Annotated in this window: 15 protein-coding genes; 7 read left to right on the top strand and 8 right to left on the bottom strand. The window is 49.3% G+C overall.

Features of this window, described 5'->3' with window-relative positions; genetic code table 11:
• The first annotated feature begins 25 nt into the window (after window positions 1-25).
• Entirely contained in the window at window positions 26-703 is a 678-nt protein-coding gene (locus tag AACQ84_RS06665) for a hypothetical protein (RefSeq protein WP_012306927.1), read from the top strand.
• A gap of 34 nt (window positions 704-737) precedes the next feature.
• Here AACQ84_RS06665 and AACQ84_RS06670 read toward each other — a convergent pair whose 3' ends face one another.
• The 4 genes from AACQ84_RS06670 to AACQ84_RS06685 form a co-directional block, all read right to left on the bottom strand.
• Complete coding sequence (locus tag AACQ84_RS06670; RefSeq protein ID WP_012306928.1) at window positions 738-1487, bottom strand: response regulator transcription factor; 750 nt, start codon at window positions 1485-1487, stop codon at window positions 738-740.
• A 236-nt stretch (window positions 1488-1723) separates the two neighbouring features.
• The gene (thyX, locus tag AACQ84_RS06675) at window positions 1724-3778 is read right to left on the bottom strand and encodes an FAD-dependent thymidylate synthase (RefSeq protein WP_012306929.1); all 2055 of its coding nucleotides are present in this window, start codon (window positions 3776-3778) and stop codon (window positions 1724-1726) included.
• Between the two features lie 133 nt (window positions 3779-3911).
• The gene (dcd, locus tag AACQ84_RS06680; protein ID WP_012306930.1) at window positions 3912-4508 is read right to left on the bottom strand and encodes a dCTP deaminase; all 597 of its coding nucleotides are present in this window, start codon (window positions 4506-4508) and stop codon (window positions 3912-3914) included.
• 94 nt (window positions 4509-4602) lie between these two features.
• Window positions 4603-4752 carry a hypothetical protein gene (locus AACQ84_RS06685; RefSeq protein ID WP_156785469.1) on the bottom strand — a complete coding sequence of 50 codons (150 nt, stop codon included), beginning with the start codon at window positions 4750-4752 and terminating at the stop codon, window positions 4603-4605.
• A 12-nt stretch (window positions 4753-4764) separates the two neighbouring features.
• Between AACQ84_RS06685 and petM the strand changes: the two genes are divergently transcribed.
• From petM to tmk, 6 genes are all read left to right on the top strand, one after another.
• Window positions 4765-4884, top strand: a complete 120-nt coding sequence (gene petM / locus AACQ84_RS06690; protein ID WP_012306931.1) for a cytochrome b6-f complex subunit PetM — start codon at window positions 4765-4767, stop codon at window positions 4882-4884.
• A 73-nt stretch (window positions 4885-4957) separates the two neighbouring features.
• Complete coding sequence (psb28, locus tag AACQ84_RS06695) at window positions 4958-5431, top strand: photosystem II reaction center protein Psb28 (RefSeq protein WP_012306932.1); 474 nt, start codon at window positions 4958-4960, stop codon at window positions 5429-5431.
• 327 nt (window positions 5432-5758) lie between these two features.
• The gene (locus AACQ84_RS06700; protein WP_041443465.1) at window positions 5759-7363 is read left to right on the top strand and encodes an MFS transporter; all 1605 of its coding nucleotides are present in this window, start codon (window positions 5759-5761) and stop codon (window positions 7361-7363) included.
• A gap of 207 nt (window positions 7364-7570) precedes the next feature.
• A complete protein-coding gene (locus AACQ84_RS06705; RefSeq protein ID WP_012306934.1) occupies window positions 7571-9799 on the top strand; it encodes a molybdopterin oxidoreductase family protein in 2229 nt (742 codons plus the stop codon).
• Window positions 9800-9852: 53 nt separating this feature from the next.
• Window positions 9853-11070 carry an FAD-dependent oxidoreductase gene (locus AACQ84_RS06710; RefSeq protein ID WP_012306935.1) on the top strand — a complete coding sequence of 406 codons (1218 nt, stop codon included), beginning with the start codon at window positions 9853-9855 and terminating at the stop codon, window positions 11068-11070.
• On the top strand, window positions 11070-11729 hold the full coding sequence (tmk, locus tag AACQ84_RS06715; RefSeq protein WP_012306936.1) for a dTMP kinase: 660 nt from the start codon (window positions 11070-11072) through the stop codon (window positions 11727-11729). Before AACQ84_RS06710 ends, tmk begins: the two co-directional genes overlap by 1 nt.
• On the opposite strand, the gene AACQ84_RS06720 is transcribed toward tmk, so the two are convergent.
• From AACQ84_RS06720 to chrA, 4 genes are all read right to left on the bottom strand, one after another.
• On the bottom strand, window positions 11683-12390 hold the full coding sequence (locus AACQ84_RS06720; RefSeq protein ID WP_012306937.1) for an ExbD/TolR family protein: 708 nt from the start codon (window positions 12388-12390) through the stop codon (window positions 11683-11685). The two genes, tmk and AACQ84_RS06720, sit on opposite strands and share 47 nt — an antisense overlap.
• The gene (locus AACQ84_RS06725) at window positions 12380-13000 is read right to left on the bottom strand and encodes a MotA/TolQ/ExbB proton channel family protein (protein WP_303396470.1); all 621 of its coding nucleotides are present in this window, start codon (window positions 12998-13000) and stop codon (window positions 12380-12382) included. Before AACQ84_RS06725 ends, AACQ84_RS06720 begins: the two co-directional genes overlap by 11 nt.
• A gap of 186 nt (window positions 13001-13186) precedes the next feature.
• Window positions 13187-13489: an urease subunit gamma gene (gene ureA / locus AACQ84_RS06730; RefSeq protein ID WP_012306939.1), complete on the bottom strand. Its 303-nt coding sequence runs from the start codon at window positions 13487-13489 to the stop codon at window positions 13187-13189.
• A gap of 65 nt (window positions 13490-13554) precedes the next feature.
• The gene (gene chrA, locus AACQ84_RS06735) at window positions 13555-14694 is read right to left on the bottom strand and encodes a chromate efflux transporter (RefSeq protein WP_012306940.1); all 1140 of its coding nucleotides are present in this window, start codon (window positions 14692-14694) and stop codon (window positions 13555-13557) included.
• Between the last annotated feature and the right edge of the window lie 73 nt (window positions 14695-14767).

Raw genomic sequence — 14767 nt, forward strand, 5'->3', positions numbered from 1 at the left:
ATTTACGCTTTTTGCCCTTTCTCCCGTGACTGTTTCCGCACACCCCTACATCCAACTGGATCAAGAACAGCTAACGCCGCCACCGCAGTCCACACTCTGCCACGGGGTTTTATTTGTGTTGGATCATGATGACCTTTTGCAGCTCCTGGCGCTCAAAAACAAAGGGCAAACCCTAACGTTTACCGATGAGTTCAACCTCGCTTGGCGAAAATATGTGCTTTTTCGAGAAGGTGACTGGCCCCAGGCGTCCCTCTCTTTTCTGTTGCGTTACGAAGGGATCAACGTTTTAAAGACCCAAATTGGACTTGATGGCGGTGTGTTGCACCAAGTGGTAGCGGATCTACTGCCGTCGCCTTCCCTCTATCAACAGTTAGCAGAAATTCAAGGGTGGTTTATTGGGCAATTATTGACGCAATTACCCTGGCGACAACGAAAATATGGTTTCAGTTGCCTGGCCTGGCCCTTGGCGATCGCCTTTGTATTAATCTCTGTGATCTTGGGTTGGTCAACGCTGATGATGCAACCCTTACTATGGATTCTCGTTCCCATCGTCTTGGGCCTGCTCGGCTGGGGATTGCAGACCTTATTACGACAATGGCGATATCCCCTAAAACGCTGGTTGCTCTCCCAGGTACTTTATGGCCGCTTTGCCCAGTGCGATCGCCTGAGAAACTGGGGACTCCGCTGGCTCCATTACCTTTGAGCGCTGATCAATTAACGCCAAAGCAAACTTGGGCCTAGGAGTTCATTGGCTCCGAGACCTGAGTTGTCTCCCCGTGGTTCACCCGCGACGGCAACTCCAGGCAGTAACCCGCCCCATAAACCGTTTTGATGTACTGGGGACGACGGGGCTCCGGCTCTAACTTCGTGCGCAGGTGGCGAACGTGCACCCGGATGGTCTCGATATCATCGGAAGGATCATAACCCCACACTTCCTTGAGGATTTCGCTGGGAGAAATGGTCTGGCCGTGACGTTGCAGGAGACAGTGGAGCAATTCAAATTCAAGGTGAGTCAATTTGATGGTCTGATCAAACCAAATCGCCTCGAATCGCTCTGGGATTAACGTTAACGGGCCGTAGTTTAAAATTTCTGTGTGTTTGGCGGCCTGGGGAATGCGATCGCTCCGTCGCAATAAAGCCCGCACCCGCACCAACATTTCTTCGACTTCAAAGGGCTTCGTGAGGTAATCATCGGCCCCCGCGTTAAAGCCATCTACCTTATCTTGGGTCTGCCCCAGGGCGGTTAACATCAAAATGGGGATATCTGCTGTGCGTTCTTCCCGCCGGATCCGTTGACAAACGGTAAACCCGTCCACTTTCGGCAACATCAGATCCAGCATGACCAAATCGGGTTGTAGCTGCACCGCCAATGCCTGACCTTTAATACCGTCTTCGGCACGACTGACGTCATAACCCGCCATTTCAAGGTTTATCGCAACCAATTCGGCGATCGCCGGATCATCATCAATAATTAAAATTCGAGGCATCACAACCAAGCTAAAGCAACTGCTTCTATCTTAAAAGGAAAATTCAAAAGGATTAAGGAATTTTCACAAAATTCCCCGGTCATGACAATCAAAATTTATGGATAATCAGCCTTATTCTTTGATTTTCAAAGGTTTCATCCACTCGATCTATTTAGAAAGAACATTACAGATTACCAAGCAATGTTAACTTTTGCGTAAATTTATCGGCACTCAGCCTCAAAAATCTAAAGAAAATCTTAAGGCGACAAGCGTGCTTTTTGGGCGCGATTCTTATGGTACCAAGCTGCAATTTCTGGACACCAAGTTTCAAAGTGAACAAATAATAATTCACAAAGTTGTTGGGCTTCTAGTTGGGCGTCTTTTTTCCAACGCAAATCTAACAAATGCATCAGCGATCGCACATTGCAACTCATAACAAAGTGTTGCCGCGCATCAAAAGGAATCAAACTCCGAGCGTGCTCCTCTGCCAAGCCTTCTTCAATCCGTTGCCGATAGCGATCGCAGGCAGCCAGACACCATTCCTTATCAGCGTTACGCTGCTCTTCTGAGTAAAAATATTTTTTCCCTTGACGATTATCATACTTACCCACAGGCCGTAGGTAAAAGACCTCTTCTACGTCCCGCTTGCCTTCTGCAACGTCAATAATCCGCTGTCCTGTATAGCGGAAAGAATTGTGCACAACAACACCATTCGCCACAAAATTATGCCAAGGCCCTTGTACTTCCAGATCGTAGGTGGGCTGGATCCCAAGATATTCCACGGCAACCACCTTCACCGGATGCGCTTTTAAACGACGACCCTTAGATTTAGGTTTTGCCGCCCACATTTCAGGTTTTCGGATGGGGTGAAATCGTCTGGCAAAATCCTCTTCCAAGTGATTTTGATGTAGAGATTGATGGCAAGTCTGACAAAGAGAAACTAAATTCTCAAATTCGTAGGCAAGGGATTTATCCGCAAAAACGGGTACGAGATGATGGGCATGTAATTGTTTACCTTGTTGGCCACAAGACTGACAAATATAGTCGAATTTTGCATGGACTTGTGGAGCAATTTGTCGTGTCCAGGCCCCAATCTGTTGCCGCTCTGTGGCAGTGCCGCCTCTCCAAAAGTGAGAATCTGCACCACGTTTGGTGAAATGTTGCGCATTCCGTCGCCGTGTTTCCATAGCTGTCTCAGACAATGTAAGACGATAACCCGTTAAACCTTTATTCCAAGGTTGTTTGGTTCCAGGGGAGCGTTTATTGAGTTGGAGGCCATGATGGTAGCTCCACTTTTTCACAGATTCGATAGAGCAATTCGCTAAAGCAGCAATTTCATCGACATGTAACCCTCGTTCATGTTGCTGTTGTAGCCAAGTACGACTGCGATAACAGCCATTACCGACAACTGTTTTTAGCCCTCGCCGATGACCCGCAGGAAGTTTTAATTGAAATTTCTTGGCCCAATGGCGAATCACGTCTGGGGAGCAGTCACAAATATTAGCAATTTGCTGAGCTGTTAACCCTTGTTTTGCCTGTGCGGCTAACCAAGATTGCTGACTGTAGAGAGCATCGGGACGGACAACGCCGTTGGTCATGACTTCACAGGTTTTTGTCACTGCTAGGACTTGATGTTCTTCATCGGTCATTAAACCCAGGGCTTCTCCCATGCGTTGCCAGCCTTGGGTCGTGTAGAGACGATGATTAACGGTGCAGTCAAGGGTTTTTCCATCGGCTAAGGTCAGGCGATAAACGGGCTGCTCACCGCTACTCATTACATCTTGGAGATGGCCAATTTCAAAATTACCAGTGTCCTCATTCAGCACCCTTAATGACATGTTACGCAAGCGAGTTTTACAGTCGCGGCGGTAAAAGCCTGGTTGTTCACCTTTGCGACCACGAATTTTGCGTTCCCGTATGGCTTTTTCTCCGTTGTGCCAGAGGTCATGGAGATCGCTAATTTTAATTTTGCGGAGAGATCCAGAGGCTTGGACAAAGGTGATTTCTGTATCTCCGGCGAGGCACTGTACATCAAAGGAAACGCCCACGCGATGAGTCCGGATTTGCTGCATCATCGAGTGGGGAAAATAGCCCACATTAAAAACAATCTGGGGATGTTCCAGGGGGCCATAGTGACCGCGACCACCCGCCAAAAGATGTTTAACAATTAACTCCCCTGCTTTTTGTTCGTCTGGAAAATTACTCTGTTGTTCCCACACAAATTCCTCGCAGTAGTCCTGGTGCATGGCACTCCAGATAGTTTGCTGGGGGTTGGGGGTAGAGCGGAGCACTTCAACGCGAAATTTATCCATGACAATTCAAACTCAGGAGCAAATGGAGATGTAGGGAAAGAAAAGATTTGATTTCACCATAGACAAAAATAAGCGATGTCCATGGGGGTTGTAATAAAAATTGGGGCGATCGCCAACTATAAACAGAATCGGCCTAGACTCTGGGCAGGGTGACTTTTCCTTCCTGATTTTGGTATTTTCCACCACGATCAGAATAAGTTGTGTTGCAGGGATCGCCTTCAAAGAAAAGTAGTTGCACAACCCCTTCATTAGCATAAATACGGCAGTCGGTACTAGAGGCGTTGCTGAATTCAAGGGTGATTGCACCGCACCAGGAAGCCTCTAGGGGAGTTGTGTTCGCAATCAGACCGACACGGGCATAGGTGGACTTACCAAGACAGATCGCGGTGACATTGGGGGGCATCTGAATTTTTTCGAGGGACACGCCCAAACCATAGGAATTAGCCGGAATAATAAAGTAATCGCCGTACTCATCGCGCTTGAGGTCAACCCGCTCAAGGTTTTCCGGGCTGAAGGCTTTGGGATTCACAACGGTGCCAGGGATATGGCGGAAAATAAGAAATTCTTCGGGGCTGAGGCGAATATCGTAGCCATAGCTAGACAGGCCGTAGCTGAGGGCCGGTACAGTTTGCTGGGGGGACAGTTGGATCTGGCGGATCAGTGAGGCTTCAAAGGGAGAAATCATCCCCTGTTGGGCTTGTTCGAGGATCCAAATGTCATTCTTCAGCATAGTTCCTGTAGCTAAAATCGCTCATCATAGCAAAAAACAAAAACTATATAATCCCACAAAAACCCCACAAATTTGGAGTTTGGAGTTTATTTTTTTAATTTGGAGAAATTTGCAGAGCGGCGATCGCCCCTGGAATATCCCAACCGCGCCCCTGGAATACCCCAACCGCAAAAATCCCACTACCTGCTTTAAAATGTCCTTTGTGGCCAAACCGCTTTAAAATCAAGCCATTATAACCAGACAAAGGAGTATTTCCATGAGCGCAGAAAGTATGATGTTCAACGGCTTTATCATTGCCATCACCGCAGTTCTCTTTGGTGTAGCTTGGGGATTTTTGATCCTCAAAATCCAAAATAAAGCAGGCAAAGCCGAATAGGTTCAGCACACGATTGTTAGGATAGGGGTATAGCCTTATATCCCTCCCTCACTGGCGATCGCCCTCCAAAATCATGTTTAACTTCTTCAAAAATAAACAAACCGAACCAGCCGCCCCGCCTCCACCAAAAGACCCAACACCACGGATCGAATTTTTCAACGGCATCAGCGAAGAACTCAGCAACGTTAGCCTGCAGCGCAACCCCAAAACAGGTGTCAAATCCGTCTCTATGACCTTTGCCCAACTCAATGCCCTTGACCGTTTCCAGAGCTTTACTGCTGGCTCCAATGGCATTGTCCGACTGATCGACGAAGAAGGAGACATCGCAGTTACCCCCTCCAGTTGTCGCATTGTCTTTGGTGGCGAAGAAGGAGACGAGCTCCGGGGCGTCATTTGTCGCTTTGAAATTGAGAATGACGACCACTGGGAAAGATTCATGCGTTTCATGCACCGTTACGCCGATGAACATGGCTTTGCCTATGGTGAAAGTGCTGAGACCTCCAATGAACCATCCTCATTAGCATCAGAAACAGATTCAGAAGCTTAGGATGCAGGATTAAGCCCCTTGTCATCCCAAAAGCGCATCGATCCCCATAAAGAGTATCAGCGGTTACGAATTTAGCGAAGAAAGAATGTGATTCTTTATCACAACTTCTTGCAGTGGCGAGAGATTTTTAGGCCATTCGAACTATCAACAGGAACATAAACAATTGTCGGAATCAAATAATATTGGTTTCTTCATAATGGGAAAAAATAATTCCCTCGCTTATTTTCTTGATAATCATAAGTTTCTTGATTGGTTCGAATCCCCATAAGGTCGAAAATTGACAGTCTGACCTGCAGCTTGAAAATACTCTTTTTAGGATGGTAAACAATGCTTGGAGAAATGTGGTCATTTAATGGCAGGTATAAGATCCTGCATATGACCTGGTTTGCTTTTTTCCTGTCGTTCGTGGTGTGGTTTAATTTTCCACCTTTCGCAACCACCATCGCCCAGGATTTTGGCTTAGACAAGGCTCAACTAGGCACAATCGGGTTGTGTAATGTTGCTTTGACGGTGCCCGCACGGATCATTATCGGCATGCTGTTAGATAAATACGGCCCCCGTTTAACCTACTCACTATTGTTGATCTATGCTGCGGTTCCTTGTTTGATTTTCGCGACGGCCCAGAGCTTTAATCAACTGGTATTAGGACGTCTCTTAATGGGGATTGTTGGGGCTGGTTTTGTGATCGGGATTCGGATGGTCGCAGAGTGGTTTCCTCCCAAAGATGTGGGTACAGCAGAAGGCATTTATGGGGGCTGGGGTAACTTTGGCTCGGCATTTTCGGCCTTTACCATGGTGATTTTTGGGATCATTTTGGCTTTCCTCCCCGGTGCGTTTAATTTCGGCCAGCCGGAAAGTTTTAAGATTCTCTTTTTCCCGGAATTTAATACGGCTATTTTGAATTGGCGGGCGGCGATCGCCGGTACAGGGATTATCGCGGCTTTGTATGGGATGTTGTATTACTTCAGCGTGAGTGATACCCCCCCTGGGAAAACGTACCACCGCCCGAAGAGTGCCCGGGGCATGGAAGTCACAACCAAAAAGGATTTCTGGTTCCTGTTGGCCATGAATTTGCCTTTGACCTTGATTTTGATGGTGCTGGCTTGGCGTTTGCAAAAGGTGAATTTTTTAAATGGCACTGGCTTTGCGATCGCTATTCTGGCACTAGTGGGCCTGTATCTGTTCCAGACCTATAACTGCTGGACTGTGAATAAGGACTTAATGACCGGGAAAAAACGCTATGCCCCGGAAGACCGTTACGAATTTAGCCAAGTGGCTATTTTAGAGCTGACCTATATTGTGAATTTCGGCTCTGAACTCGCAGTGGTGACCATGTTGCCGGCTTTCTTTGAAGGCACCTTTAGTTTAGACAAGGCAACGGCGGGAATTATTGCTTCTAGCTATGCATTTATGAACTTGATGTCCCGCCCAGGGGGAGGCTTGATCTCCGATAAGATGGGCAGCCGGAAATGGACAATGGTTGTCCTCACGGTGGGCATGGGGGTTGGTTATCTCCTGATGAGTTCGGTGGCGGGGACTTGGCCCTTGGCGATCGCCGTTTTGTTAACGATGGCCTGTTCCTTCTTTGTGCAAGCCGCAGAGGGTTCAACTTTTGCGATTGTCCCCCTCGTCAAACGACGCATTACCGGACAAATTGCTGGCAACGTTGGCGCCTACGGCAATGTGGGAGCAGTGGCTTATTTGACAGTGCTATTGTTGCTCACCGAAGCTTCGGCAGGGGCCAATGGAGGTGAACCTGTGATGGCCACGGTCAACGCTGGCTTCTTCCAAGTGCTGGGGATCACGGGCTTGATTGTTGCTTTCCTCTGTGCTTTTTTCCTCAAAGAACCGAAGGGCTCGTTTGCTGAGTTCCATGAAGGCGAAACGGAAATGACCGCGACCCCTCCCATTGAGGAAGAAGCGACCTATTAGGTTTTTGAGATTAGTTTAGGCACAACCTGTAAAACAAAAGTCATGGCAAGTAATGGCGTTTTACAGGTTTTTTTCTATTACGCGCTTTGGGGCCATGTGGGTCTTTCAGGATCATTGCCCCAGGGGATTTTTTCCTTAATGAATGCTATTTAATTTTCTGGCATTTTTTAACTCTATTATTGAAGTCTTAAAGTTAGCGGTTTAGCAATGGATCAACGCAAAACGAAAACCCTTTGTCCCTATTGTGGTGTTGGTTGTGGCCTCGAAGTTTCTGAGGTGATCAAAAATGAACAACCCACCCTCAAAGTCATGGGCGATCGCCAACATCCATCCAGCCTCGGTAAAGTCTGTGTTAAGGGCGCGACCATTGCCGAATCCCTCGATCAAGACCGCTTACTCTACCCCATGTATCGGCGATCGCTACAGGATCAATTCCAGCGCATCAGTTGGGATGACGCCTTTGAGCTAATTGTGGAGCAGATCAAAACGGTAAAGGCAACCCTCGGCAGCGAAGGTATTGCCATGTATGGCTCCGGACAGCTCCAAACCGAAGACTATTACACCGCCCAAAAACTCCTCAAGGGCTGCCTCGGCACCAACAATTTCGATGCCAACTCCCGCCTCTGTATGTCCTCTGCCGTGGCGGGCTATATCCAGAGCTTTGGGGCCGATGGGCCGCCCCCTTGCTACGAAGACCTAGAATTAACCGATTGCGCCTTTATCATCGGCAGCAATACCGCCGAATGTCACCCGATTGTGTTTAATCGCCTACGCGAACACCATAAACGCTCTAAAGCAAAGTTAATTGTCGTTGATCCCCGCCGCACCAAAACCGCCGAAGTGGCCGATCTTCACCTGGCGATCAAACCCGGCACTGATATTGATTTACTCAACGGCATTGCGCATCTATTACTGAAATGGGGCAAAATCGATACCCTCTTCATCGATGAATGTACCAAGGGCTTTTCTAAATATGCGATGCTCATCCAGAGCTATACTCCCGAAACGGTGGCCCGACGCTGTGGGATTCGCATTGATCACCTCGAACAAGCCGCAAAATATTGGGCCAATGCGGACAATGTTTTATCTCTTTGGTCGATGGGGATGAACCAATCCGCCGAGGGCACAGCCAAGGTACGCACCCTAATTAATTTGCACCTAATGACCGGGGAAATTGGCAAGCCGGGGGCCGGGCCTTTTTCTCTCACGGGTCAACCCAATGCCATGGGGGGCAGAGAAGCGGGAGGACTGGCCCATTTACTGCCGGGATATCGCCTCGTCAAAAATCCAGAGCACCGCGCCACCTTAGAAAAAGCCTGGCAATTACCCCCAGGAACCATCTCACCACTGCCCGGAAAAGATGCCTGGGCGATGATCGAGGGTCTAGACATGGGGACAGTGGGTTTGCTGTGGGTGGTAGCGACGAATCCAGCGGTGAGTATGCCCGACTTGGAACGAACCAAGGCTGCATTGTTAAAATCCCCCTTTACCATTTGCCAGGATGCCTATTACCCCACGGAAACGTCTAACTACGCCCATCTCCTCTTGCCAGCGTTGCAGTGGGGCGAGAAAACAGGCGCAATGACCAATTCGGAGCGGGTTGTGACCTATTGTCCCCAGTTCCGCGATCGCCCCGGTGAAGCCTGGGCTGATTGGGAGATTTTCGCCGAGGTAGGACGCCGCCTCGGATTCCAGCAACAGTTCCGGGCGGTATCTTCAGCAGAGGTTTACGCCGAATTTGTTCAGCTCACGGGCGATCGCCCCTGTGATATGACGGGGCTAAGTCACCAACGTTTGGCCACCGAAGGCCCGATCCAATGGCCCTGTCCCGCCAATGAGACCAAGTGCGATCCAGAAACAACAGCCGACAACCGGGGTTTATTGCAAAAATTATTCCACCAGGACGAACCCCTTAAGGGCAAACGGCTTTACACCGACCGACGGTTCCATACCCCCGATGGCCGGGCCAGGTTTGCGGCGTACCACTCCCGGGGTCTCGCAGAACCACCAAACACCGACTATCCTTTTGTGCTGACCATTGGACGACTCTACGGCCATTGGCACACGATGACCCGCACGGGACGAATCAAAAAAATCCAAAAAATGCACCCAAATCCTTTCCTGGAAATTCACCCCCGCGATGCAGACCGTCTCAGCATTACCGACGGGGAAATGGTGGAAGTGCGATCGCCGCGCGGTATGGCCCGATTTCCAGCGCTGATCACGAAAAATATTACCCCTGGCACCGTTTTTGCGCCGATGCACTGGGGCGCTTTGTGGGGAGAAGATACCGAAGCCAATGCCCTGAGCCATGCCGAAGCCTGTCCCGATTCATTGCAGCCGGAATTAAAAGCCTGTGCCGTGAATGTGCAAAAAATCACCGGCCCTGTTCCCCAGGAAAAAGCGACAGCCGAGCCTGTATTGCAGCAGCTTTAGGACGATCCGAAACCTGGGTTATGATATCCCTTTTGAACGTGATTGGGGTTGGTATGGCAGTGGACTACGATTTGGTGGTGATTGGGGCAACGGGAGCTGGAATTGCGACGGCAAAACGGGCGATCGCCTCTGGTAAAAAAGTTGCTTTAGTGCAGCAAACAGGGGAGCCACTCCAGGATCAACAGGTACTCGCCCTCGAAAAAACCTTGCTACACCTGGCCGAACAGCCCCAACCAATAGATATTGCCGCTTGGGTTAAGGGGGCGATCGCCCCGAATGATTTCTATGAACCCTTGGCACGCCTGGCAGAAGCGGGCGTTGATGTAATTCCAGAAATGGGCAATTTTGTCTGGAAACCCAACACCTGTTTTATCACCGCAACCCGTCGCCTCCAAAGCAAACATTATGCGATCGCCACGGGCACCACTTGGGTTACGCCTCCCCAGGATGGTTTTTTAAGCCCCACTGACCTCTTAAATCCAGAAACTTGGCGCACCCTGCCAGAAAAAATTGTCCTTGTTGGTCACGATCCCCATTGCCTTACCCTTGCCTACTGCCTCGCAAAATTGGGAAAAACGGTCACGTTAACTAGCGAAAAAAGCCTACTGCCCACAGAAGATCCTGACTGCGTCCAACGGTTACAGACTTGCCTCGAAGTGGCGGGGGTAACGCTCCAGTTTGAGCTAATCCCAGATCTCCTTACCCAGGAACACCAGGCCGTCATTTGGGCCAAAGAGCGCCGGGGTTTGACAACTCAACTGAATTTGCCCCCCGATTTTTGTCAGCCGCCCCAGATGCGGTTACGGGTTGATTCTGAGCTTAGAACTCCCCGCAGCAATATTTATGGAGTCGGGCCAGTGCTTGGTGGTTATGCTTTGCCAGAATTGGCGATCGCCGAAGCGACAACCCTCGTGAACAATATGCCCCAGCGCCGAAAAATGCCCTGTGCCTACGGCGAAGTTCCCTATCGTTTGTTTGAACCGCTACCTTTTGATCATGTGGGTGCCCAAGGTCAAAATCTGCCCCCCGACGCAAAAATCCTGAGTAAGACTCTAATGATCGATCGCGTTGATCAACTGCAATTTCCCCAAGACTTAACGCTCAAATTGTGGCTCGATGGCCAGGATCAACTGTTGGGGGCCACCATCCTCGGCGATCGCTCTGGCAAACTAATTTACCATTGCCGTGATTTGATTCAAAACCAAAAACCTTTCCAGACGTGGGACAATCTCCTAGAAAATGCGGGCCTTTTGGCGGAGATGGTGTGGTGATGCAGCGTGAAACCCAAGCAAAATTTATCGTTTTTGAAGGGATTGACGGTTCCGGTAGCTCTACCCAAGCCGAGCTTTTGTATCAACATTTTCAGCGACAAAAGATCCCCGCCGTCCTCAGTCCCGAACCCTCCAACGGCATTATCGGCAACCTCGTTCGAGAAACTCTGCGGCAACGGCTGCGCTTTACCACCGACCCAGTCCAACTAAATCGGCAACTGGCTTATCTCTTCGCTGGCGATCGCCATGATCATCTTTACAACGAAATTGACGGCGTCTTCAAACAACTTGCCGCTGGGATCCAGGTGATTACGACCCGCTATTATTTTTCTTCCCTCGCCTACAACGCCAACAATGCCGCCGAATACGAATTTATTTACCGTCTCAACCAAGATTTTCCTAATCCCGATCTGGTGTTTTATTGCGATCTTCCCGTGGAGGTGGCCCTAGAGCGCGTCCAAAGGCGATCGCACCAAGAAATCTACGAAACCAAAGCCAAACTTACCCAAGTGCGCCAAAACTACCAACAAATTTTTCAAACCTATCCAGGGAATTGGCAACAACTCGATGCTACCCAACCCCCTGAAACCATCCACCAGCAAATTCTCCAAACTATTGCTGATTATTTTGTAACTGCTCCTGAATCTGGGTCGGACTAGGTGGCGTCCCGAACTCCTCTAGGGGCTGTAACTCCAAATCAAACCCATTCCCATTGGGCGGCGGTAACGGTGTGCCACTGTCGAGGGGCTCAAGCTGAAAATCATTATTTGGATTGACTCCCGGCACCTGGGGAATTGTCGGCGTACCTGGATTCAAGCCCGGAGTTTGTTGGCCCTCAAAGAAAGAATCAAGGGCCTGTTCCCCCTGGGTGCCTGCGCCCGTTCCCAAGGCGACCCGTTCGCCACCAATGGATTTGAGCCAATCTAAAACCTGAATCACTTCCTGATAGGGCCGCTTTTCCGACGCATTGAGCACAACGACACCATTAGGATTACGCCCTAAATAATCCTCAACAATTTGTGAAAATTGGGCCTGGGTCTCAATCAATTGTTTTTCCACATAGATTTGCCCGAAGTCCGTCAAACTCACAATCACCATATCGGGCATTTGGGTCGTTGCGCTCTCCGCCACAGGTAAATTTAAGTTAATCGCTTGCTGTCGCGATAAATTCACTGCCGCCAGGATAAAAAAGGTCAGCACACAAAAAATCACATCGATCAGCGGAATAATTTCGATGCGCAGATCCGGCGCAGAATTTTCTTGCCAGAGTTGGAACGGCCTTAAACCCAAAGTTTCTGGCTTAATTGGCTCACGCTTCATTTTGGTCTCCTTCAATGAGCATTGCATCTACATTGTCAACAGAAGCAGGTAATCCTTCGAGATAATTTTGGCGATAGAGCATTTCTAGTTCACTGCCCGCTTGACGGAAAAGGCGCACCTGATTGCTCGAAAGCGCTTGGAACAAACGGTAAAAAGCTAGGGCCACAATCGCGACGATCAAACCCATCGCCGTCGAAAAGAGCGACTCACTGATCCCCAAGGTCACCCCTGTGGTCGAATCTGTACCTAAATCACTCAATTGGATTGATCCTAAGGAGTTGATTAAGCCTAAAACAGTTCCCAGTAGTCCCAACAAAGGCGAGAGAGCAATGACTGCTTCTAAGACCTTTTCACCGCGACGCATATTCGCCAATTCTTCATCTGCCGCCGCTTCAAGGGCCAAGTGAAAAATTTCTGGGTCGGTGGCCTGTTGCTTCAAAGGAGCATAGAGGAAGCGACCAAGGGGATGTTTTTGGCAGGTGCGGGCAATTTCGCTCACCGCTTGCCATTGGTAATGGGCAGCATCCAAAATTTTGTCCTGGACCCGCTGGCTTTGTTGGATCACTTTCCACCAAAACCACAGCCGCTCAATAATCGTACTCAGAGCCATAATCGACAAGAGTACTAAGGGCCACATCGCTGGCCCCCCACGGTTTAGGATATCTAGAACATTCACCGAGGCACCTCACTCCGGTCACACCAAAAAAAAGACTGCTCCAATTCTAAGGTTTTTAATGGTGTTTTATTCGTCTGTTGGAGGGCAGAAATTTTTAGGGAAGTTTCTGAAATTTTTTGATTATTGGATCGGATTGTGGATCGTTACCAGTTTCGTCCCGTCGGGAAAAGTCGCTTCTACCTGTACTTCATCCACCATTTCGGCGACCCCGGCCATGACATCATCACGGGTCAGCCAAGTCTGTCCTTCGCTCATCAGTTCGGCGACCAGTTTACCTTCCCTTGCCCCTTCGAGGATTAAGCCTGAAATGTAGGCCACCGCTTCAGGATAGTTGAGCTTAAGTCCTTTATTTTTCCGGCGTTCCGCCACTAAAAAGGCCGTAAAAATGAGCAGCTTGTCTTTTTCCTGGGGCGAGAGTTGCATGGTTTGGACTGATACGCAGATGAATGTGATTTTAGTCTACCTTGACTCCTCTAAATTCAAACCCACTAGCTTGGCAAAAAAGGAGACAGTAAACCGATCGCCATCCCACCCAGCACTAGCCAGAGGGAATTGATTTTGTATTTGATCAAGAGAAATAAAGCGGCGATCGCCACCCCAATGGTCAGAGGATCAACTAAAGAAGATTGCGCCAGAAACACGGTGACAACGGTCATGAGACTCAGCGCACCAATATTCACCCCATCGAGAAAAGCCCGGAATGATTTGGCCTGGAGCAGTTTCGGCAAAATTGGATTGAGAATCGCCACAAAGAGAAAAGAAGGGAGGAACATTCCCAAGGTGGCAACCCCAGCCCCCGGTACTCCCCCCAACAGATAGCCGATGAAAGTCGCCGTCGAAGATAAAGGCCCTGGGGTGATTTGACCAATGGCGATCGCATCGAGGAGTTGTTGATCCGTCAGCCAACCGAGGCGCTCCACAAAATCTGCCCGCAAAAAAGCCACGAGGACGTAGCCACTGCCATAGAGCACCGCCCCCACCTTAAGAAACATTAAAAAAAGCCAGCCCAAACTGAAATTTGCAGGGGTGCCATTTAATAGCAACAGCAACGGAGCGGGAACAATGCTACGGGTTTGTTTTGTTTTTAGCCATTGGCCCCCTAGTTTTTTCCCTAGGCCAATGAAGCCACTCAGAAACAACAACCACAGTTCATGGAGACCGACCAGGGATAGCACCACATTAAATACTGCTAAACCGATCCCAAATCTATCTTTAATTGCCTTTTTCCCAAGCTTCCATAGGGCCTGGGCAATAATGGCGATCGCCACTGGTTTGACCCCATAGAGCAGCCATGTCCCCTGGGGTGTTGTGCCAAACTGCTGATAGGCGATCGCACAGAGCAGCATTAAACCCACCGCCGGAGCCGTAAAACTAAGGCCCCCCATGAGCAAGCCCCACCAACCGGCGCGCTTAAAACTGAGGTGGATTGCCATTTCCGTAGAATTGGGGCCAGGAATTAAATTTGTTGCGCCGAGAATGTCGAGAAATTCCTGTTCCGTAAGCCAGTGGCGTTTTTTTACCACCTCGTCGTGCATCATCGCAATGTGAGCCACAGGGCCGCCAAACGCCGTAAAACCTAATCGCAAAAATAATCGAGAAATCTCCCGCAGTTCAGACCATTGCGCCATGATGAATGTTATCGAAATGTTTAATCATTTCCCCCTCTGCCTAGGCCACAACCCCTAATAAATTCGTGCCACA

Source organism: Picosynechococcus sp. PCC 7002, from assembly GCF_963860125.1.
Taxonomy (GTDB): domain Bacteria; phylum Cyanobacteriota; class Cyanobacteriia; order Cyanobacteriales; family MRBY01; genus MRBY01.